At 59.7% G+C, this 20,018-nt stretch carries 14 protein-coding genes and 1 pseudogene; 11 read left to right on the plus strand and 4 right to left on the minus strand.

Features of this window, described 5'->3' with window-relative positions; all coding sequences use genetic code 11:
* Nucleotides 1-63: 63 nt before the first annotated feature.
* Nucleotides 64-718, minus strand: a pseudogene (locus ACVIW0_RS13285) (SOS response-associated peptidase).
* Between the two features lie 128 nt (nucleotides 719-846).
* Here ACVIW0_RS13285 and ACVIW0_RS13290 point away from each other — a divergent pair.
* Entirely contained in the window at nucleotides 847-2,322 is a 1,476-nt protein-coding gene (locus tag ACVIW0_RS13290; protein ID WP_461352745.1) for a recombinase family protein, read from the plus strand.
* Between the two features lie 72 nt (nucleotides 2,323-2,394).
* Here the strand turns inward: ACVIW0_RS13290 and ACVIW0_RS13295 are convergent, their stop codons facing one another.
* The 3 genes from ACVIW0_RS13295 to ACVIW0_RS13305 all read right to left on the minus strand — a co-directional run bounded on the left by ACVIW0_RS13295 (nucleotide 2,395) and on the right by ACVIW0_RS13305 (nucleotide 5,937).
* A complete protein-coding gene (locus ACVIW0_RS13295) occupies nucleotides 2,395-2,601 on the minus strand; it encodes a hypothetical protein (RefSeq protein WP_461352746.1) in 207 nt (68 codons plus the stop codon).
* Between the two features lie 610 nt (nucleotides 2,602-3,211).
* Complete coding sequence (locus ACVIW0_RS13300; protein WP_461352747.1) at nucleotides 3,212-4,423, minus strand: TetR/AcrR family transcriptional regulator; 1,212 nt, start codon at nucleotides 4,421-4,423, stop codon at nucleotides 3,212-3,214.
* On the minus strand, nucleotides 4,420-5,937 hold the full coding sequence (locus ACVIW0_RS13305) for an AMP-binding protein (RefSeq protein ID WP_461352748.1): 1,518 nt from the start codon (nucleotides 5,935-5,937) through the stop codon (nucleotides 4,420-4,422). The genes ACVIW0_RS13300 and ACVIW0_RS13305 overlap by 4 nt, the downstream gene beginning before the upstream one ends.
* 289 nt (nucleotides 5,938-6,226) lie before the next feature.
* Between ACVIW0_RS13305 and ACVIW0_RS13310 the strand changes: the two genes are divergently transcribed.
* The 10 genes from ACVIW0_RS13310 to ACVIW0_RS13355 all read left to right on the plus strand — a co-directional run bounded on the left by ACVIW0_RS13310 (nucleotide 6,227) and on the right by ACVIW0_RS13355 (nucleotide 19,680).
* Nucleotides 6,227-7,825 (plus strand): carbohydrate porin, encoded by a 1,599-nt coding sequence (locus tag ACVIW0_RS13310; protein ID WP_461352749.1) that lies wholly within the window; start codon nucleotides 6,227-6,229, stop codon nucleotides 7,823-7,825.
* A 12-nt stretch (nucleotides 7,826-7,837) separates the two neighbouring features.
* Nucleotides 7,838-9,457, plus strand: a complete 1,620-nt coding sequence (locus ACVIW0_RS13315) for an MFS transporter (RefSeq protein ID WP_461352750.1) — start codon at nucleotides 7,838-7,840, stop codon at nucleotides 9,455-9,457.
* The gene (locus ACVIW0_RS13320) at nucleotides 9,426-10,664 is read left to right on the plus strand and encodes a serine hydrolase domain-containing protein (RefSeq protein WP_461352751.1); all 1,239 of its coding nucleotides are present in this window, start codon (nucleotides 9,426-9,428) and stop codon (nucleotides 10,662-10,664) included. Before ACVIW0_RS13315 ends, ACVIW0_RS13320 begins: the two co-directional genes overlap by 32 nt.
* 51 nt (nucleotides 10,665-10,715) lie before the next feature.
* Nucleotides 10,716-11,591: an SDR family oxidoreductase gene (locus ACVIW0_RS13325; RefSeq protein ID WP_461352752.1), complete on the plus strand. Its 876-nt coding sequence runs from the start codon at nucleotides 10,716-10,718 to the stop codon at nucleotides 11,589-11,591.
* Between the two features lie 147 nt (nucleotides 11,592-11,738).
* Nucleotides 11,739-12,989 (plus strand): AGE family epimerase/isomerase, encoded by a 1,251-nt coding sequence (locus ACVIW0_RS13330; protein ID WP_461352753.1) that lies wholly within the window; start codon nucleotides 11,739-11,741, stop codon nucleotides 12,987-12,989.
* Between the two features lie 2 nt (nucleotides 12,990-12,991).
* A complete protein-coding gene (locus tag ACVIW0_RS13335; protein WP_461352754.1) occupies nucleotides 12,992-16,078 on the plus strand; it encodes an alpha-mannosidase in 3,087 nt (1,028 codons plus the stop codon).
* A gap of 136 nt (nucleotides 16,079-16,214) precedes the next feature.
* Nucleotides 16,215-16,940 carry a helix-turn-helix transcriptional regulator gene (locus ACVIW0_RS13340; protein WP_461352755.1) on the plus strand — a complete coding sequence of 242 codons (726 nt, stop codon included), beginning with the start codon at nucleotides 16,215-16,217 and terminating at the stop codon, nucleotides 16,938-16,940.
* Nucleotides 16,941-17,130: 190 nt separating this feature from the next.
* Nucleotides 17,131-17,760: an acyl-homoserine-lactone synthase gene (locus ACVIW0_RS13345; protein WP_461352756.1), complete on the plus strand. Its 630-nt coding sequence runs from the start codon at nucleotides 17,131-17,133 to the stop codon at nucleotides 17,758-17,760.
* A 79-nt stretch (nucleotides 17,761-17,839) separates the two neighbouring features.
* Nucleotides 17,840-18,364, plus strand: a complete 525-nt coding sequence (locus ACVIW0_RS13350; protein WP_461352757.1) for a hypothetical protein — start codon at nucleotides 17,840-17,842, stop codon at nucleotides 18,362-18,364.
* A 305-nt stretch (nucleotides 18,365-18,669) separates the two neighbouring features.
* On the plus strand, nucleotides 18,670-19,680 hold the full coding sequence (locus ACVIW0_RS13355) for an ArdC family protein (protein WP_461352758.1): 1,011 nt from the start codon (nucleotides 18,670-18,672) through the stop codon (nucleotides 19,678-19,680).
* The last annotated feature ends 338 nt before the right edge of the window (nucleotides 19,681-20,018 follow it).

Consider the following 20,018-nt stretch of genomic DNA (forward strand, 5'->3'; position numbering starts at 1 on the left):
TAGCGTGCAAGCGTTTCTTACCTAGGGAGGGGTAACCCTGCGGCTTCGGTTGCGGCCGGCATCCTACGTCTCTACCAAGATATCTTCCTTCGCTTCGCCGCGGGCGACGATCTTCAGCATATCGTCGGCCAATGGCCGCTGCAGCGCCTTCGCTTCATCCCACGGCGCCCGCATCCAGACGTCGCGTTCTTCCTCGGTCGTCAGGATCACTGGCATAGCCTTGGAGTGGATGGGCTCGACGACGGCATTCGGAGTAGTCGTCAGGAAGCCATAAACGTTGTGAGGCCCGGGGATCGGCTTGGACTTCGTCCCGCGGTCACCCTTGAACTCGGTCCAGATGCCGGCGAACGCCGTCGTCGCCGAGGGCGAACCAAACGACATCCTTCTTCTTGATCTTCGGGTTTGGCTCCGGCGCGTACTCGGCGAAGCTGTTGAACGGCACGAGGCATCGGTTCTCGGGCTTGAGCCAGCCCCGCCAATGCGGCGATGACGTATTGCGGATGTTGGTGACCGGCGGGCCGCCAGTGCGCGGTGGGGGCGGCATGCCCCATCGCATTAGTACCATCTCGCGCTCGTCGCCGGAATTGCGAATGACGGGCGCCGGGTAGTCGGGGAAGACGCCCGGCATTGGGGCTAGGTTGCCGGCGTAACGGTTGACCAGCCGGAATAGGCCCGCGATCGCCGCTTGGTTGGTCGTGATGCTATAGAGATTGCACATCCCTTCAAAGATGAGGCTTTCTGACCTTGTCGTCGAGCAATTTGTCGGCCGCGCTGGCTTCACGCCGTCACTTTCTCGTTCGGACGTTCGGCGCTATACTTTTGGGGCCCCAATCCGGATGCCGGGCCATGGCCAACTCGCTTGTCGTACGCAAGGGCACGAGTTTGGCGGAGCGCAACAGAGCGCTGCGCGCTGCTCAATATGTTCGGATGTCCACCGAACGGCAGCAATACTCGATTCAGAACCAGGCTGCCGTAATCGCCACATATGCGCACGCCCACAACTTGATGATAGTCCAAACCTATCGTGATGAAGGCGAGAGCGGTCTCCGGTTGAAGAACAGGTCCGGCCTCATCAAGCTGATAGAAGACGTGCAGTCTGGGACAGCGGATTTCGGACACATCTTAGTTTACGACGTGAGTCGATGGGGGCGATTTCAAGATACCGACGAAAGCGCACACTACGAGTTCGTTTGCAAGCAGGCCGGCATTAGGGTCGCATACTGTGCCGAGCAGTTCGATAACGACGGTAGCATGCTCTCCAGCATTGTAAAAAACATCAAGAGGGTGATGGCTGCTGAGTATAGCCGCGAACTCTCAGCAAAAATTTTTGCCGGGCAGTGTCGGTTTGCGCGCCTCGGCTACATGCCCGGAGGCCTCCCAAGCTATGGGCTGGCGCGCGAGTTGGTCGACGAAAATCAGCGGTCGAAAGGCATGCTCAAGAAAGGTGATTTAAAGTATCTCATTACGGACCACATTCGGGTGCGACCGGGACCACCCGAGCAAGTCGCCATTGTGAGGTGGATTTTTCAACGATTCTTGGAAGTCAAATCTGAAACGTCGATCGCGTGGGAGCTGAACAACAAAAATATCCCAGCAAGTAAGGGCGGGCCTTGGAGTTGTTCGTCCGTTACCAGGATTTTGAAGAACGAGCGCTATATTGGCAACCTTATCTTTAACCAGCGATCCAACAAGCTGCGACGTGGTCTCACGAAGAATCCACCTGAGGAGTGGATAAGAGCCGAGGGCTGCATTGAGCCGATCATCGACCGCGACACCTTCCGGAAAGTTGGCAAGATCATCGAGGAACGCCGCGTTGATCTCACCGAAGACGAGATGCTGAAAAGATTTCGGAAGGTCCTGCACAAGGAAGGTCGATTGAGCCCTAGGTTGATCGACAGAACTATCGGCCTGCCTTGTATGGCCACCGTCCGCGCTCACTTCGGCTCTGTGAGAAACCTCTATCGCCTGGTCGGCTACACCCCCAAGCGAAATTACGGATACTTAGACACTCGTGCGTTATGGGCAGAAGCGAGAAGCAAGCTCGCTCGAAGATTGCTTCTGCGATCGCCAAGGCTGGACGTCGAACCGTCCCGGGGGGCTGGACCAACTGTCTGCGCGTTGTGGACTCCGAGAGCATCTCGGTTCGAACAGCGCGTTGGATACCATCGAGGCCCCACGAACACTATTCAGAACGCTGGTCGATTGAGCGAGAGGTGCATCTTCCTGCGGGCTGGATTGCTGCCATCAGGTTATCGCAATCCAACACGTCCGTGCTTGACTATGTGTTGGTGCCCACTGATGGCAGGATCGGACAGACCATAAGATTCGCAGAGAGCAGACGTGAGCGTCGTGGGATAGCGCGTTTCAAGACCGAAGATGCGCTTATTCGGGCGATCACCAGACGCGTAGCCAAGAAAAGACGTTCTTGCCCAGCAACGCCGAAACGATGGCCGACAGCAGGCCGGTGCAGAACCAAGAACGGCCACGCACCGCACTAATCGATCGCAGATACAGAAAGGCTCCAAGTAGTTTCCCGTAGTTCCTTCGAAAATCGCCATTTAGCTTCGCGATGGCGACAAGTTCCGATGGCTGGTGAGGCATTTAAAAGCTCCCAAGGGAGCACTTCGCGTGTATTTATTGAACCACTGATTTGCCCGACGGCGCAAGAGAAATTTCGTATTTTCGGAAATTGGAGTGGCCTTGCGCAGCTTGTAATATTTTCAAGGACACTTTCGAACTAAGGATGATCCCTGATGAAGATTCCGTTTGAAAATGGTACTGGCAGGCCAAGCCGTGATGCAAGTGGTCGGCTGCACAGCCTCGAACGACGACAAGGACCGCTTGTCGTGCTTCCACAAGGCAGAGGCGGCATTGAAGACGGCGGGTGTGCCCAGTGGCCCCGAAACGGCGAACACGAAAGACGTTGTTGCCAGCTTTAGCCCGAGCGATTTTAAGATTGTCGACCCGGATGACGTTCACGTAGCGCCAGGAAGTTCATCGGGAAGCCCATAGAGGTTTGTAACGTAAGATGCTTCTACGCAGACAGAGATGACTACCGGTGCAGCATGCCGTCGCGTGGGATGGTAACGAATTTACGAATAGACCCTAGACCGTTAGCCCGACGCGGCAGATCGATAAACGATATTTGATGCGGCATCGATCCCGATTGCACCTGACAACTTGGCCGAGCCGGGAGATGGAGTGCGTCCGACTATTCGGAGGATTTGGTGTAACCTTCAAAGAACGGCCGCACGAATAGATCGGCCACGTTGTCGACCGTCAGGTCAGGGATCCACGCTCGCAGATCGACCGCAGCGTTGATCATCGATGAAAACATCCATGCGGCCACGACGGGCGATGTGGTTCTAATCGAGCCATCCTGCATACCCTCCGTGAACAATAGAACAAACCCATTGATGATGCGGTCGGATTTATGCAGCAGGTCGGCACGGATATGCTTGGGGAGCGTCATTAAGGCAGACATCGAGAGCAGCGGCGCTTCTCCAAGCAGCTGGTGTTCGATCAAATGGACGGCTAACGCCCAGAGTTTCTCCGCCCCGGGGGCGGTGAGTCCGGCTGCATCGTGCTTCGCTGTCTGCACGAGCGCCAGGGAGCGCTCGAAGCACGACACGACAAGGTCGTCCTTCGCCTCATTATGGTGATAAAAAGAACCCTTTGTAACGTTCAGCGCGGCCGATATGCGCTCGACGGATGCACCTGCATAGCCTTGCTCATTGAGTACCTTGGTTGCAGCTTTCAGGAAATCTTCGGCTCGATCGTCCCTCCGGGGAGATTGATACCTCAAAGCGCGAAGCCGAGCGCCGATCAACGGTTGGACCGAAACACCGCCCAGCCAAATTCTGAGCACGATGCCGGCTATTGCGTCGTATTCATCCTCTGAATGTCGTTCGAGCAACGCCGGCATCCAGAAGATCCAGGAGAAGAGCAGGTGCGCCTGGGCGTTGGAAACGCGGCTATGTCGGTCCGGGGAACTACGAAGCAATTTACGAAACTTGCCGAACGTCTGAGCGATGGCATGATCCACAGCAGGGTCCGCCAGGACACGAACCTCGTCGAAGCGCACGATCGCAAGCGCACGCCCGGCTGTCACCTCCTCAAGGTACCGGCAATAGTTGGACAGGAAGGACTTGAGTCGACCTTCGACCGTCGCCCCGTCTGCCGAATCGATGAAGCCTTGGATACGCTCCAGCGAGGAAATATAGCACGCGCTCGCCAACTGCTCCTTGCGGCGGAAATAATAAGCAATGCCGGTAGCAACGATGCCGAGCTTGTTTGCGACTTCGACGAAGGTCATTCCCCTCAAGCCGACATCATTGATCAATTGGATAGCGACGCCAAGTACCGCCTCACGCCGGCGGAAGCGCTTCGGCTTGGACTGATTCGCAGCAGAAGGCGCGATCACGTCAATCTGCCCCCAAGAGTCATTTGCTCTTCGTCTGACACGCTCGCCGCCTCGCTGGTGGCCGATCCTGGCATACGATCGGCCCGCAATTGGAATCGCCGTACCTTACCGGCATCGTCCCGCAACGGATAGCTGACAATCTCTATTGTTCGCGGGCGCTTGTAGCTGACAAGACGTTCTGCCAGATGGCGGTTGAGCCCGTCCAGGTCGATTGTAGGAGGCGCTTGAACAACGGCATGAACGCGATGGCCAAGATCCTCGTCAGGAAGCCCAATCACCGCGCTCGAGGCGACAAGCGGATGTTCCTCCAGCGCAGCTTCGACCTCGGCAGGGAAGACGTTCGCCCCTCCGACCAGGATCATGTCGGTGCGCCGGTCCGTCAGGTAGAGATAGCCTTCCTCGTCCATCCAACCGAGATCGCCCAGCGTCTCCCACTCTCCGATCCGCTCGGCCGTGGCACCGATGTAGCGATATGTCGGCGACCCGCTGCTGGGCATTTTGAGGTAAACGGTGCCGATCGTTCCTGGCGCTAGCAGTCGTCCATGCTCATCAAGAACCGCGATCTCGCCCATGGCTGGGCGGCCGACCGACCCGCGATGCTGCAGCCAGTCGTGGCCCCCAATGACCGTTACCGCCTGGCTTTCTGTCCCACCGTATAGTTCCCATAGTTTGTCCGCGCCGATCCATCCGATCCAGGCTTCCTTCAGCCGCGGCGGGCAGGGCGCGGCCATGTGCCAGACGTTGCGGAGCGAAGACATGTCGTTGCTGTCCCGAACCTCCTGGGGCAGCTGCCAGATCCGATGCATCATGGTGGGCACGAGATAGAGCCAGGTAGCCTGGCGACGCGTTACAATGCGCAGAAGCTCCTCCGGATCGAACTTGCGCATCAGTACCAGGTGAGCACCCGCAAGAATTGCGGTGAGTGCCAGCGAGAACGGGGCATTGTGGTGGAGCGGCGCCGGCATCACGGCGATATCACTCTGCGTGATACCGTAGAAATCTCCCTCATCCGGCAGGACGACGCCTGCTCGACCAGATACAATCAGCTTCGGCCGCCCGGTGGATCCGCCGGAGGTCGGAGCCTTCAATGCGGGGGAGATCCGATCGGGCAGATCCGTGTCATCAATGGACTCCTCCAGCAGCATCGCCGGCGTCACGTCGCATGGTCGTACGACCGCGGCGCGGATCACCACGCGAGGGCATGCAAGGGACAGGATTGCTTCAAGCTCCTTCTCCGGCAGCTTTCCGGAGACCGGTTGCGGAATGGCTCCGAGCTTGAGCACCGCACACGACGCGACCATGAAGTCGAGCCCGTTGGGCAAGGCGATGCTGACGAAGTCCCCCAGGCCGACGCCTCTTGCTGCGAGTGCATGAGCCATCCGGTTTGACGAGAGGTGCAGCTCCTGCCGCGACAACGTGAGCCCCTCAAAGGTTACACAGTCCGCCGACGGCGAATCCCAGGCAAGATTGGTGATTTTCGTGCCGATTGAGACTGCGTGGGGTGTTTCGATCATTGCGTGGTCTGCCTGTTTTGTCGCTATGGATGCCCTGACCATAATCTGTAAATAACAAACCCAAAACAAAAATTTAGATCAGTTGCTTCGTGCGGTTCTAATGCGTCGCCGCGACGGGCACTCGCGATGCCTGCTTGGTTTTGCCAAATCACCAGAAATTATACCAGATTATTGATTGTGACTTCTATCTGACATGAATGCTTGACGGGGCGTTGATTAAGGCTGTAGAGGATACCCAGAACAAAAATAACATACTCAAACATAAAAGTATGCATGGGGAGGTTCCACGATGATGAGGCTTGAGGGAAATCGCGTCGGCAGCCGGCGTGAGCTTGGCGAAGGGCAGGAGCGCTGCCCGGCCGATCGCGCAACCGCGCGGTCGATAATGTCGGTTCACACTGGGATTGCTGCGTGTGCTTCGGTGGCGCTCTTCGTTGCTGCACCAGCACGGGCCGAGACGGAAGATGGCGCCGGAAAGGCGAAGGTAGCGCAGGCTCCTGCGCAACAACCAACTGATCGCAAGAAGCCGCGGCCGGCCGCAGCGGCCGCTGCGCCTTCGGTGCAGTCGGCCCCTTCTGCGGCCGCAACAGTGTCGCGCGCCTGGTCTGCAGGTCCAAGCGCGGCGTCACCGCCGACTGCTAACGGTGCAGTATCTCCGGAGGTCGCGAAGATGATCAAGTTTGCGGCTTTCGACAAGCTGTCGATGAAGGGCTGGATCACAACGGTTCCGCCCGCAGCGGAGTCGATCTTTCAGGATCCCAATGGGCTTCGAACCGCACTGGCCGAATATGGCATCGGCTATGTCGCCTACAGCACGAACACGTTCACCGCCAATATGCTGAACAACGCTCCACCCAAGCCGCAGACCTATCAAGGGCAGATACCAACGACCTATTCGTTTTCGGAGGTGACACTCAGCTACGATCTTGGCCGGGTCGGGCTGACGGGCGGTCAGATCTCCGTCGGAGCCATGTTGACCGGAACAACCTGGGAGCCACTCGGCCCTTCAGGAGCAAAGTTCGCGAACCTGTACTACTTCCAGTCGTTGATGGACGATACCGTACAGCTTCAGGCTGGCGTGTTTTACAACGCGCAGAATTACCTTGGCCTGCTTGTCGCCGCCAGCATGGCGACTGGGCCCCAAGCCCTCGTCCCGTACGAGCTCGGCCTCTCGCGACAGGGGGTGCCAGCGCCCGGCGCCAACCTCATGATCAACTTGCCGAACAATTTTTACAACAAGGCGGGCGTGCAGCGGAGTATCTCGCCGGACGGCGCTGACGTCGAGCAGCAGGCCAATCCCATCGGCCTTGGGCTCTCCAGTCCAGATGCCAAAGCTCTGTTCATCGATGAGTTTGGCTACAAGACGTTTTCGTCGCCCACGCAGGGATCCGTCTGGGTTCGCGCCGGCGGCCTATACAATACGTCGCCCTATTTCGACTTTTCCGCCGGGCGCAAGACCGACACGAACTGGGGATTCTACGCTGCGGCGGACGTCCAAGTCTCCCAGATCTCGTCCGCGCCTTATGAAGCCTATCAAGGCTACTACGTGGGCGGGTTCTACATGACGTCCGATCCCAACAAGAACATGTACCAGAACTACTACGAGGGGCGTGTCTATGGTATGGGGATCATTCCCGGGCGCCCGATGGATCAGACGGCTCTAATCTTTGGCTACACCACGCTGAGCAAATCAGCTCTCGATTTTCAGGCTGCACTCACCGGGATCAGGCCTTTCGGTGATTATGCATCGGTAACGGTCAGCAACTCGTTTCGGCTGAATCCGGGCGTCTATCTCATGCTGGGTACCAGCTACAACGTACATCCGAGCGCGACGCCCCGGCTGAAGAATTCGCTCAACTTCATGGCGAGCTTGACGACCGCGTTCTGAGCCGCGCGGCGCGTGCTCCTGGCGGTCGAGGCCGTCGGATCAACTGGCAAAGACATGGTGCGGGCTTACGAGCCCGACCGTGCGCCCAAAGAGGTGTCCAACATGAATCTCAGAGTGAATTTTGACAGGTCTGCTTCTTCACCGATGATCGCGAATAGGCCGCCGATCAATCCGGTCACGCGGTTACTCTACGGTGTTGGCTCCCTCGCATTCGGCATCAAGGACAACGGCTTCAACGTTCTCCTGCTGCTCTACTACAACGAGGTGATGGGCCTTTCCGCACAATTGGTCGGAACCATCGCGATGGTTGCCTTGCTGGTCGATGCATTCATCGATCCGATCATAGGTCACGTTTCCGACAGGTGGCGCTCCGCCTGGGGGAGACGCCATCCATTCATGTATGTCGCTGCAGTGCCGGCCGGACTAACCTATCTTCTCTTATGGAATGCACCGTCGAATTGGAGCCACGCGGCGCTCGCGACTTACTTGCTCGTGACCATTATCATCGTGCGCAGCTTTCTGGCGCTCTACGAGATACCAAGTTCCGCCTTGGCCGCCGAGCTCTCGGACGACTATGACGTCCGAACAAGCCTCCTCAGCTACCGGACGTTTTTTGCCTGGTTCGGCGGTGTCAGCATGGCATTCGTTGCCTTCATCGTCTTTCTGCGCCCGGACAGCGCTCATCCTGTCGGCCAGCTCAACCCGGACGGATATGCAAACTACGGAGTTGTCGCGAGCGTCATCATGTGCGTTGCGATCGTCGCGTCTGCAGCCGGTACGCAACGACAGATTCCCTGGCTTCAGCAGCCTGGACGAAAGGCGGGCAGCCTCGTCACTGCCTTGAGAGAGATGGCCGGGAGCTTCTCCAATCGAGCGTTTCTGGTCCTGCTGGCCGCCGGCGTATGCAGTGCCATGGCGGCCGGAATCCAGATCACGCTGAGCACCTATTTCAACACCTACTTCTGGGGCTTCAACTCAGATCAGCTGTCGCTCTTGATGCTGGGCGTGCTCGCAGCGTCGATCCTTGGTGCAGTCGCCGCGCCAAGGCTGTCGCGGCGTTTCGGTAAGAAACGGTCGGCCATCGCGCTTTGGCTGCTGTCGATCGTCTTCTACTATTGCCCATTCGTGCTGCGACTGTCGGACCGCTTCCCCGCCAATGGATCTCCACTGCTGCTGCCGATCCTCCTGGTCACGATCACGATCTCTCTAACATTGATCGTGAGCTCATCAATCCTCACGGCATCCATGCTTGCGGATGTCAGCGAGGAAAGCGAGCTGTCAACCGGGCGGCGTTCCGAAGGACTGTTCTTCTCGGCAAACACATTCGCGCAGAAATGCGTGTCAGGCGTCGGCCTCTTTACGTCAGGCATGATCCTTACCTTCGTGCATTTTCCGGAAGGGGCAGTGCCCGGTCAGGTTAGTGAGGAAGTCCTGAGAAATTTGGCGCTTGCCGCGCTTCCGATCCAGGCGATGTTGTACCTGCTCTCGATCGGCTTGATCGCTGTGTTCCCCATCACGCGCTCGGCGCATGAAGCGAACTTGGCGCGCCTTGCGTCGCGCGGATTCGTGGCCGCAAGCCCGGATTCGCACCAATCAAGTCATGGGAATCGAGAAGCAGATGCGCGTTATTGATGTTCTCAAGAGAATCGGTGGCAGCCAGATCGAAGGCCGCTACGATCGCGACTTTGAGCCGGTCATGCAAGCGTTCTGCGCCAACTTTGCGGAGCGTGGCGAACTCGGGGCAAGCGTTTGCGTGTTGCACGAGGGCCGCAAGGTGGTCGACCTCTGGGGTGGGCAGGCACGTGCCAACGGTGGGCGCTGGACACGAGATACCATCTCTCTGGTGTTTTCGGCGACGAAGGGGGCAACGGCACTCTGTGCCCATCTGCTAGTCGAACGCGGGCTGCTCGACCTCAATGCACCCGTTGCCCGGTATTGGCCGGAATTCGCGCAGGCCGGCAAAGAGAAAACAACTGTCGCCATGGTGCTCAACCACACAGCGGGCTTGCCGCACCTGCGAGAGGCGGTCAAGCCGGGCGGCTTCTACGATGTTGCGTATATGACCGATCTCATTGCGCGTGCGGAGCCATTCTGGTCGCCGGGGTCGCGGTGCGGATATCACGCATTTACGTTCGGATGGATTATCGGCGAGATCGTGCGGCGGATCACCGGACGAGGCCTTGGGAAATTCTTTCGGGAAGAGCTGGCCATCCCAAATGGGCTGGATTTCTGGATCGGACTACCGGTCGATCTCGAGGACCTTGTGGCGGAGCTTTATCAGCCGCAATACGACGAGACGACCCCGACGTCGCGGTTCATGCTCGCGGCGCTTCAGCAGCCAGACTCGCCGGCGCATCTATTCCTTGCCAATACCGGTGGCTTTGACTTCAGGAGCCGAGAAGGACGCGCAGCCGAGATTCCCGCGGTCAACGGTGTGACAAATGCCCGTGGTCTCGCCGGTCTCTACGCGTTGGTTGCAAGCAAGCGGTTGCTGGCGCCGCACGCGATTGCACGTTTGCGTAAAGTAGCGGTGGCAACGAAGGAAGATGCAACGCTCCTGATGCCGACGCGGTTCAGTTTCGGCTTCATGAAGTCAATCGATAACCGCGCCCTGCCGAGTACGGATCAGAGCTGCGTGCTATCCAGCGCCGCGTTCGGTCACGCCGGAGCGGGCGGGTCGTTGGGTTTTGCAGATCCGCGGGCGCGCCTGAGCTTTGGATATACGATGAACCTGTTGGGCACCGGACTTCTGCTCAACAGCCGCGGGCAGTCGCTCGTGGACGCGACCTATCGAGCTCTCGGCTATCGATCGAATCTCACAGGCGTGTGGAAGAAGTAAAATTCGTCCCTTTCGCTCCTTTGCAATCTACTCGAACATGGAAGTGCCAACATGCACGTGGGTCAAACAGCAATGCTTCTCAGCGACAAGGCGAGCTCCCTTAAAGGCAAGGTCGCATTCATCGCCGGTGCATCTGGCGGAATCAATCTCGCTATCGGTCACGCTCTGGCAAATGCTGGCGCGAGGATCGCTGTCGTCAGTCGCAGCCAGGACCGGATATCGGAGGCCGCCGGAACTCTCCTGGCTGATGGACACGAGGCTATCGGGCTCGTCGCCGACGTCCGGGACTATGGCCCGGTTGATGCTGCCCTAGCGCAGACGGTAAAGCGCTTCGGAAACATCGATATCGTGGTATCCGGAGCGGCCGGAAACTTCCTTGCTCCGGCGATGGGCATGTCGGCCAATGCCTTCAGGACGGTTGTCGATATCGACCTGATCGGTACCTTCAACGTACTGAAGGCGGCATTTCCATATCTGCGTAGGCCCGGTGCCTCCCTGATCTCGATTACGGCGCCGCAGGGCGAGACCCCGAGCATGTTCCAAGCTCATGCCTGCGCCGCGAAGGCCGGGGTCAATATGCTGACGAAATGCCTCGCGATGGAGTGGGGTCCCGCTGGGGTGCGAGTGAATGCGATCTCGCCTGGGCCAATAGCGGATACCGTCGGCATGGCGCGGCTTGCGCCTACGACTGACCTCGAAGCACAGGCGAAGGCGCGCATCCCGTTGCGCGACTACGGCTCCAAGGACGATGTTGCGAATCTTGCACTGTTTTTGGCGTCTGACCTGGCAAGCTACATTACGGGCGCCATTCTCAATTGCGATGGTGGCGTCAGCCTCGGTGACAGCTCCGCGGATGCGGTCAACTTCTCGCGCGATGAGCCCGAGCGCGCGAAGGGGCTCGGCCGTCTGCAAGTCGATGGATCCTAGGCCGGCGGAGCCCGCGTGTGTTCGGGAAGTGACATCCAGATATTCTGGTCTCCTCGCTGGACCCGACACAAGGAGCTCGGAATCGAACCAGGTTCTCGCGGTCGCATGCCAGCATCATGCGTCTACTACACGATAGGTGTCAGATAGATGGAAGGTCAGTCATCTTCGACGCGGTTGGGGGATCCGGGGGCGGGCTTCGCCGCGGCCCGACATGTGCATCAAAGGCTGAGAGCCTGGCTGTTGGAGGACGCTATTCCGTTGTGGTCGAGTGTCGGCCTCGATGCTGCCGGCAGCTTCTGTGAAGCCATTTCCCAAGGCGGCCATCCGGTGGTGGCAGCCCGGAGAGCCAGAGTGCCGGCACGCCAAATTTACGCGCTACTCACGGCCCATCGGCTAGGCGCCCGAATAGACGTCAAGCAGGTGCTGCGCGGCGTCGACAGATACTTGGTCGATTTTGCGCGTCCGGACGGGCTCTTTCGATGTCTGCTCTCACATGACGGTATGATTCTGTCGGATGGAGCGACCCTCTATGATCAAGCGTTCGCCATGCTTGCCGGTGCCGCTGTGGCCCCGCATTCCAGGCGGCGAGCCGAGCGCCTTGCACATTCGGTGCGCGATTGCCTGATAGGAACATGTCGGCATCCCGCCGGCGGTTTTGCAGAGAGCGACCGCCCGTCATCGCTACGATATTCGAACCCGCACATGCACTTTCTCGAGGCATGCCTGGCCTGGATCGAGCTTGACGCTAGCGGGGCCTGGCATCAGTTGGCGCAGGAGATCGTCGACTTGGCGCTCGCACGCTTCATCGGAGCTGGAGGGGCGATCTACGAATGCTTCAACGCTGATTGGTCACCTCAGGCCGGTATCGCCGGTCGCATCGTCGAGCCCGGACATCAGTTCGAATGGTCTTGGCTTCTGACCAGGTGGGCCAGTTTGACTGGGAATGACGCCGTCTATCCGGTTGTCGATCAACTACAGAAAATCGGTGAAGAGCACGGCGTGGCGCGCCCTGGATCGGTCGTCGTCGACACAATTCTTGACGACTTCACGGTACTTGAAGACACATCCCGCCTCTGGCCTCAAACCGAACGGCTGAAAGCGGCCGTCGCACGCGCGGAGCGCGAGGGAGACGCACGGTGGGCCGTGGCCGCCGAAGCGGGCGGAAGTCTCGAGCGATTTCTGCAGACGCCCATCAAGGGGCTATGGTGGGACCGGATGTCTGCGAACGGGGAATTCTCCGAAGCAGCCACAGCGAGCTCACTTTACCATCTGGTATGCGCGATAGATACTCTTGATCAGGCGATCCAGCGGCACGCGGCGGCGCCGGCACCGAGATCTTCGGGTATCGCGGTGATCGAATGTGGTCCCGGCGACGCTGCCGGCTTCGGTACGGGTTAGGAATGATCGACAGGATGGACAGGCCCACGGAAGACCCGGTGGTCGCCCGGGCACGCGGGCGCTACCCAAGGTACACGCGCGGCCGATTGGAACGCTTTGCGCAGAGATTGCTGCGCAGGGTTCACTCCGATCGTGTGCCGGCGGTTTCCCTCGATCTCGCCGGTCCGACGGAACGCATCGATCCACAAGAGGCACTGAAGCTCGACTATCGGCCGGTTTCCCCGGGCCAGAGACTCGGGCCGCTTTGGGCGACCTATTGGGTCCGCGTTGCGGCCGAAGTGCCGGAGAACTGGGCCGGTGCGAGAGTAGACCTCTATTGGGATAGCCGCTCGGAAGCCTTGCTTTGGCTGGATGGCCTCTCGTCGCAAGGTCTTAATCCCGGCCGCCACACTGCGACGCTGTTCGGCTCGGCACGTGGCGGAGAGCGCTTCACCTTCTATGTCGAGATTGCCTGCAATGGCCTGTTCGGCGCCTTTGGCAGCGAACCGCAAGCGTATGCGCTGGCGGCGTGCGAGCTGCGCCGCTTCGATCCAGAAGCCTCGGCATTCTATTTCGATTTTGATGTCCTTCGCCAGCTCGAGGCCGATCGTGATCCGTCGACCAAGTCGAGATCGTACGGAGGCGTCGGCGAGGTTGTGCAACCGGCCCTGGATAGAACATGGGCCGGCAGGTTGCTCCACGACCTCAACCGGGTATGCAACCTCGCCGATCCCGACGATCGAGCGACATGGCCGCGGGCGCAAGCGGTGCTAGGCGACTTGCTTGCTGCGCGCAACGGCAGCGTAGCCCATGAACTGTCGGCGATCGGCCATGCTCACCTCGATACGGCCTGGCTGTGGCCATTGGACGAAACCCGGCGCAAGGCCCAGCGCAGCTTCTCGACGGCGATTGCGCTGATGGATCGCTATCCTGATTTCAAGTTCGCGTGTTCACAGGCCTATCAATACGCCATCATAGAACAGAACGATCCCGGCCTGTTCGCGCGAATCCGCGCCAAAGTCCAGGCTGGACAATGGATTCCTGTCGGCGGCAGTTGGGCGGAGCCGGACTGTAACCTGCCCTGGGGCGAGTCGATCTGCCGCCAGTTCCTTTATGGCCAGCGCTACTTCGAGCGGACCTTTGGCAAACGTTGCAACGTGTTCTGGAATCCCGACGTGTTCGGCTATGACAGCCAGCTGCCGCAGCTTATGCAGCTGGCGGGCATGTCTCGATTCCTGACGCAGAAGCTGTCCTGGAACAAGTTCACCTCGCCGCCGCATCACAGTTTCAACTGGCGCGGCATCGACGGCACCACGGTGCTGACCCATTTTCCACCTGCGGACACTTACAATGGCTCAGCGCAGGTCGCGGAGCTGCGCTATCACGCAGCGAATTACAAGGACGCCGACCGGTCGGGCGACGCACTCTATCTGTTTGGCTATGGCGACGGCGGCGGCGGGCCCGACGAGACGATGCTCGAGACGCTGCAGCGCGCGAAAGATTTGCAAGGTGTGCCAAGGATCCAGATCCGTACCGTAGACGAGTTTTTCGATCGCCTGGCGACATCAGCTGAAGATCTGGCCACGATCGAGGGAGAGCTCTATCTTGAATATCATCGCGGTACCTACACGACACAGGGAGAGATCAAGCGTCTCAACCGCGCATGCGAGGCCAGCCTTCAGGCCCTCGAATTCGTGGCTACGATTGCGCATGTCTGGGAGCTGCCGGCACCGTCGGCAGCGGACATCGAAGGATTGTGGCGCACGCTGCTGGTCAATCAGTTTCACGACATCATTCCAGGAAGCAGCATTCGCGAGGTCTATGAGAGGGCAGAGGCCGACCTCGCTACGGTCGAGGAACAGGCCAAATGCCGCATCCAGGCACTGCTGGCCGCCTTCTGCGACTCCAACGGTGCCGGCTGGACTCCGGTCAACAGTCTCGGCAGCTCGCGCGCCGAGGTCACGCCCGATCCCGAAGGCGCACTGCGCTATGTGGTCGCCGCGCCGTTCGCGGCCGGCGAGGCCGCCGCGACGGAGGAGTGCGTCACGTTGTCGGCCGATCCGGCCGGGTTCGTGCTGACGAATTCGCAGCTCAAGGCGCGCATCGACCGCACCGGCCTTGTTCCATCGCTGGTCTACTTGCCGACGGGCCGCGAAACCCTGGCATCGCCCGGTGCACGGTTTCTGTTGCTTGATGACAGGCCGCTCGACTTCGAGGCATGGGACATCGATCCGTTTGCTCTGGAGACCGCTCGGGAACTGACCGGCGAGGTAAGTTTTAGCGTCTTGTCGGATGCTGGCCTAAGGAGTGAGGTGCGGTTCGAGCGAGCGCTCGGAAAAGCGAGCTGGCTCACACAGGTGATCCGATTGGATGCCGGTGCTCATCACCTCGAGTTTGAAACCACCGTCAATTGGCAGGAGCGGCGAACGCTTCTGAAGGTGATGTTTCCCGTCGCCTGCCGCGCATCGCGTGCGACCTATGAAACCATGTTCGGCGCCACCGAGAGGCCGACCCACGCCAATACGGATGCGGACGCCGCCAGGTACGAGGTCCCCGGCCATCGCTGGTCGGATATCTCGGAACCGGATTTCGGCGTGTCGCTGTTCAGCGACTGCAAGCACGGCTATTCGACGTTCGGAAATCAGCTCGCGCTCACGTTGCTGCGCGGCGCCACTTCCCCCGATCCGAAGGCCGACATCGGGCAGCATCGCATGCGCTATGCGATCTATCCCCACGAAGGCGATTGGCGTACCGCCGATACGGTCGGGAGAGCCCTGCGTTTTGCGCGTCCGGTGCTTTGGATCAAGGGGCGGCCGCAGGAGCCGTTACAACAGTCGTTCATGCAGGCGTCTCCGCCCAATGTGATCGTCGATACGATCAAGCCGGCCGAGGACGGGTGCGGCTGGGTGGTGCGGCTCTACGAAAGCTCGGGCGTTGAGGCTCGTGCGATGCTCGATTTTGGCGTCGATGTTGCATCGGTGTGGACGAGCAACATTCTTGAAGATCGACTTGAGGCCATCCCGGCCGGCAGCCGGACCTGCTACCTGTCTCTGCGCCCGTTCCAGATCGCAACACTCCGGGTGTTCCAAGCTGCCATGCGGGACGGATAGAATGACACTCCATGCTCGCTCGCGAGCGCGATGATCGAGCCACGCGTATCGTCGTCGCGCGACAATCGCGACCTGCGAGGCGAGTCAAGAAAGCACTCGATATTGAGGCTCGCATCGGGAAACGGGCTGCCGGCTCATGAAGGCACCTGAACGTCTGCTCGAAGAGTTCGCCGATGCCATTCACACGGCTGAGGACGCAAGCGGCTTTGAAAGGGTTGCAACGCGGGTAACCGAGCAGCTGGGCTTTCGCTGGTTCGCCTACCTCGATGTTGCGAGCGGCAAGCCTGCCATCATCTCGTCCTATCCAAGGAGCTGGACGCGGCGATATGCCGAACATGACTATCAACGGCTGGATCCAGTGATCCGCCGCGCATCCCGCGAAAACAAGCTGTTCGACTGGGGGAGCGCCGCTCCGGATCGGACAGCCAGCCAGCCAGAGCGCCATTTCTTCGATGAAGCCAGGACTTTCGGTATCAAGACGGGACTCACGGTTCCCATCAGGGGCGGGTATGGCCGGACCGTAGCCTTCACGCTCGCCATGGATGAGAGGTCACCTTCGATCGAGCATCCGGGACAGGACCTGCTAGAGATCATTCAGCTCATTGCGTTCTATTTTCATGCGCACTTGTCGGCGCGGAGACGCGGACATCCGGAGCGTTCAAATCCAGACATCTTGACGCAACGCGAACGACAATGTCTGACCTGGAGCGCTCAAGGGAAGACCATGAGCGATATCGCCGTGCTCGTTGGCATTTCGCCGCGAACCGTATCGTTCCATCTTGAGAACGCACGGGCCAAGCTTGGCGCCTCGTCCATTGCGCAATGTGTCGCCGAGGCGGTTCGGCGGGGTCTGCTCTCATGATTCGCCGAGAAGAAGCCGGCGCTGCGCTGGATCGTGTAAGAATGACTCTAAGTTGAGTTCATCGGGCTTCGTACGTAGTTTGATGTGACTAGATCATTCTTCCCGACGTTTGCATCCTGTCAGATTCAACAGGTGAAGCGAATAACACGCTCTGATTGTGTGGTCTCCGCCGTGGGTCGGGAGACTATGCATGTACGCCGTCGCAATCGAGAGTCATCAGTTTGGAGAGAACGTTGATCTGCTAACGCGGATGTATCAGCTCAGGCGGCGGATATTCCACGATCGGCTCGAATGGGACGTATCTGTCAGTGACGGCATGGAGCTCGACATCTTCGATACGCTCAGTCCATCCTATCTGGCCGTCTTGTCCGATCGGAAGGAAGTGCTGGGTTGTGTGCGTCTGTTGCCGACCACCGGCCCTACGATGCTTGGCGAAGTATTCGCCTCGTTGCTTGCAGGCGCACCGATGCCGCGCGATCGTCGGATCCTCGAAAGCTCCCGTTTTTGTGTTGATACGCAAAAACTCGCGGATTCGACGTCCGGAGGATTAAGCCGTGCGACTTTCATGCTGTTTGCTGCCATGATCGAGTATCTGCGACGCACTGAGTCCTGCTCGATCGTTACCGTTACCGACGTCCGGATGGAGCGAATTCTTCGTCGGGCGGGATGGCCTCTGCAACGCATCGCACCACCGCAGCCGTTCGGCAGAACGATGGCATTGGCCGGGTACCTGCACGGCAATGACAGCGCGTTCTCCACATTATGCCGGCAGGCCCATATCTCGTCGCCCGTCCTTGGCATTTCCATGGAACAAGCCTGAGTTGGCGTCTTTCGCAGGCGGAGCATGATGGCTCGGCGGATCACGGTAAGGAATTGTCTAAAGTCGATTGGTTTCGGGCATGCTGGCAGATTCTCGAACGAGCAGGGTTGTTCTTGTGAATCCTGCCTGGGTCTTTTCAGCAGGTGAAGTCTGTGCGCGGGCGCGAAAAGCGAGAGAAAGCCTCAGGCTTCTTGCTGCCTGCCATGCGTGGTTCGCTATCCGGGCCTTCGCTATTGGAGACCTCGGCTCGACTGCCCTGGACCCATCGATCAGCCGTCTTTCGAGTGACCCGCTCGATCTTTGGACGGACACTGAATTCATCGCCGATATGGAAGCCTCACAGGGCTGCTGCGTTCTCTTGGGCGGGGGCCGGATCGACGAGGACATCTTGATGCTCGCACTGCAGGGGGCGTGGCTTGGCTACGATGTGCGATTGCTGCTCGATCTGTCGTGCCAGCGGTGCGAGGGCGACGAGGCCCTGGTTATCAAGCGGCTTGTCCTTCACGGCGTCATACCAACGACCCTCCGCCAAACCGTGCTGGAGTGGTCGGTTCAGATCGGCGACCGGGGTCTCAGGCAAATGGTTAGACAATTCTTGGGCTGACCCGTGATGAGGACGGTCGCGCATTTCGCAGGGCGGCGCTGAGCCGGCCTCAAGCGGCCGGCGCTCTTTTGTTTGCTATCCCCATAGGCGGGATGGGCGGCGCTCCCGTATAGCCCCGAACCGGCCAGCCGCAACCGCGCTTCGATCCATTCTTCCTTGCAATCTTGTCTTTCAGCGCGGTCCTCCGCTGCCGCTCCGGCCGTTCCGGTGCGGCGTGCCTCTGCGTTCGGGGCTGTCCGGTCGCTTTTCGCCGCCCACCCCACCTTCGGGGACCTGCGCGGGGGAAGAAAGCAAGGACGAGAAGCATGTCAAAGAAGCAAGGCCTGCGCGCGGAGAGGCCGCGCGCGACGCTTTATGACGAAGTCACCGACCGGATCATTGCCGAACTCGAGCAGGGCATCGTGCCGTGGGTGCAGCCCTGGGGAAGCGGCGTGGAGCAATCCGCCATCGGCCTGCCGCGCAACGTGGCGACCGGCCGGACCTATTCCGGAATCAACGTCCTGATCCTTTGGGGCAGGCTGTTCGACCAAGGCTATCCCTCGCAGAAATGGCTGACCTTCCGGCAGGCCATCACGCTCGGCGGAACGGTTCGCAAGGGCGAACATGGCGTCGGCATCTGCTATGCTGACAGGTTCGTGCCCAAGGAGCGCCGGACGAAGTCGCAATTTGATCCGTCTTCCGCGCCAAGCGAGGCGGTCGAGCCGCAAGCGGTCGCGTTTCTGCGGCGCTATACGGTGTTCAACATCGCCCAATGCGACGGCCTGCCGGACCGTTGTCACGACCAGGCATCGGCTCTGCCCGAGCGGGAGATCGTGTCGGAGGCCGAGGCGCTTGCCCGTGCGACGCTCGCGGACATCCGCCATGGCGGAGCCGAGGCCTATTACGAGCGCGACCGGGATTACATCCAGCTGCCGCCGCAGCCGGTCTTCTTCGACCAGATCAACTACTACCGGACCTTGTTCCATGAGCTCGGGCATTGGACCGGTCACGCCAGCCGGTTGAAGCGCGACCAGACCGGCAATTTCGGATCGAGGCCCTACGCCAGCGAGGAACTGGTCGCCGAGATGACGGCGGCATTCGTCTGCGCGACGCTCTCCATTTTTCCGACGGTCCGGCATGCCGATTATATCGGCAACTGGATCGATGTTTTGCGCGGCGACAACCGCGCGATCTTCCACGCCGCAAGCAGGGCTTCAAAGGCTGCGGACTTCCTACTGGCTTTCCGCCCGCAGGGCCTCGATGTCTCGGCGGCAGCTGTCGATGTGTCGGATATGATCACCGGCGGCGCGGACGACCATCTGCGATGGCCCGGTTGACGCGGGGAAGGAAAGAGCAGAGGCGGCGGTGACGCTGTGCAGGAGCGGCCGCCTCATGCTCATGACGCTGGGAGCGGCCGAACGGCCGAATCGATTTGGTGCACCGATTCGCCCCAGAAACGTCCGCCGCAACCGCTTTTCGGGAGTCCCCGAGTCGTGAATCAAACCCTAACGCCCGGGAAATAAGCTTGAGGCACCGGCACAGCGACTCAGACTATGAATCCGGCTCGATCCTCCGAAGAAACTGGACGGAGCTGCCCCATGCCAAATGCATTCAGCATCTTTGTTGACGGCGGTGCCATAATGAAGCGGTGCCTTGCGCAATGCGTGGTCGGAGG

The sequence above is a fragment of the Bradyrhizobium sp. USDA 4454 genome (assembly GCF_054822705.1).

Bases quoted from the DNA above. Each gene is read 5' to 3' on its own strand.
- ACVIW0_RS13290 (WP_461352745.1), top strand. From the start codon at position 847: ATGGCCAACTCGCTTGTCGTACGCAAGGGCACGAGTTTGGCGGAGCGC.
- ACVIW0_RS13295 (WP_461352746.1), bottom strand. From the start codon at position 2,601: ATGCCTCACCAGCCATCGGAACTTGTCGCCATCGCGAAGCTAAATGGC.
- ACVIW0_RS13305 (WP_461352748.1), bottom strand. From the start codon at position 5,937: ATGATCGAAACACCCCACGCAGTCTCAATCGGCACGAAAATCACCAAT.
- ACVIW0_RS13310 (WP_461352749.1), top strand. From the start codon at position 6,227: ATGATGAGGCTTGAGGGAAATCGCGTCGGCAGCCGGCGTGAGCTTGGC.
- ACVIW0_RS13320 (WP_461352751.1), top strand. From the start codon at position 9,426: ATGGGAATCGAGAAGCAGATGCGCGTTATTGATGTTCTCAAGAGAATC.
- ACVIW0_RS13325 (WP_461352752.1), top strand. From the start codon at position 10,716: ATGCACGTGGGTCAAACAGCAATGCTTCTCAGCGACAAGGCGAGCTCC.
- ACVIW0_RS13330 (WP_461352753.1), top strand. From the start codon at position 11,739: ATGGAAGGTCAGTCATCTTCGACGCGGTTGGGGGATCCGGGGGCGGGC.
- ACVIW0_RS13335 (WP_461352754.1), top strand. From the start codon at position 12,992: ATGATCGACAGGATGGACAGGCCCACGGAAGACCCGGTGGTCGCCCGG.
- ACVIW0_RS13340 (WP_461352755.1), top strand. From the start codon at position 16,215: ATGAAGGCACCTGAACGTCTGCTCGAAGAGTTCGCCGATGCCATTCAC.
- ACVIW0_RS13345 (WP_461352756.1), top strand. From the start codon at position 17,131: ATGTACGCCGTCGCAATCGAGAGTCATCAGTTTGGAGAGAACGTTGAT.
- ACVIW0_RS13350 (WP_461352757.1), top strand. From the start codon at position 17,840: ATGCTGGCAGATTCTCGAACGAGCAGGGTTGTTCTTGTGAATCCTGCC.
- ACVIW0_RS13355 (WP_461352758.1), top strand. From the start codon at position 18,670: ATGTCAAAGAAGCAAGGCCTGCGCGCGGAGAGGCCGCGCGCGACGCTT.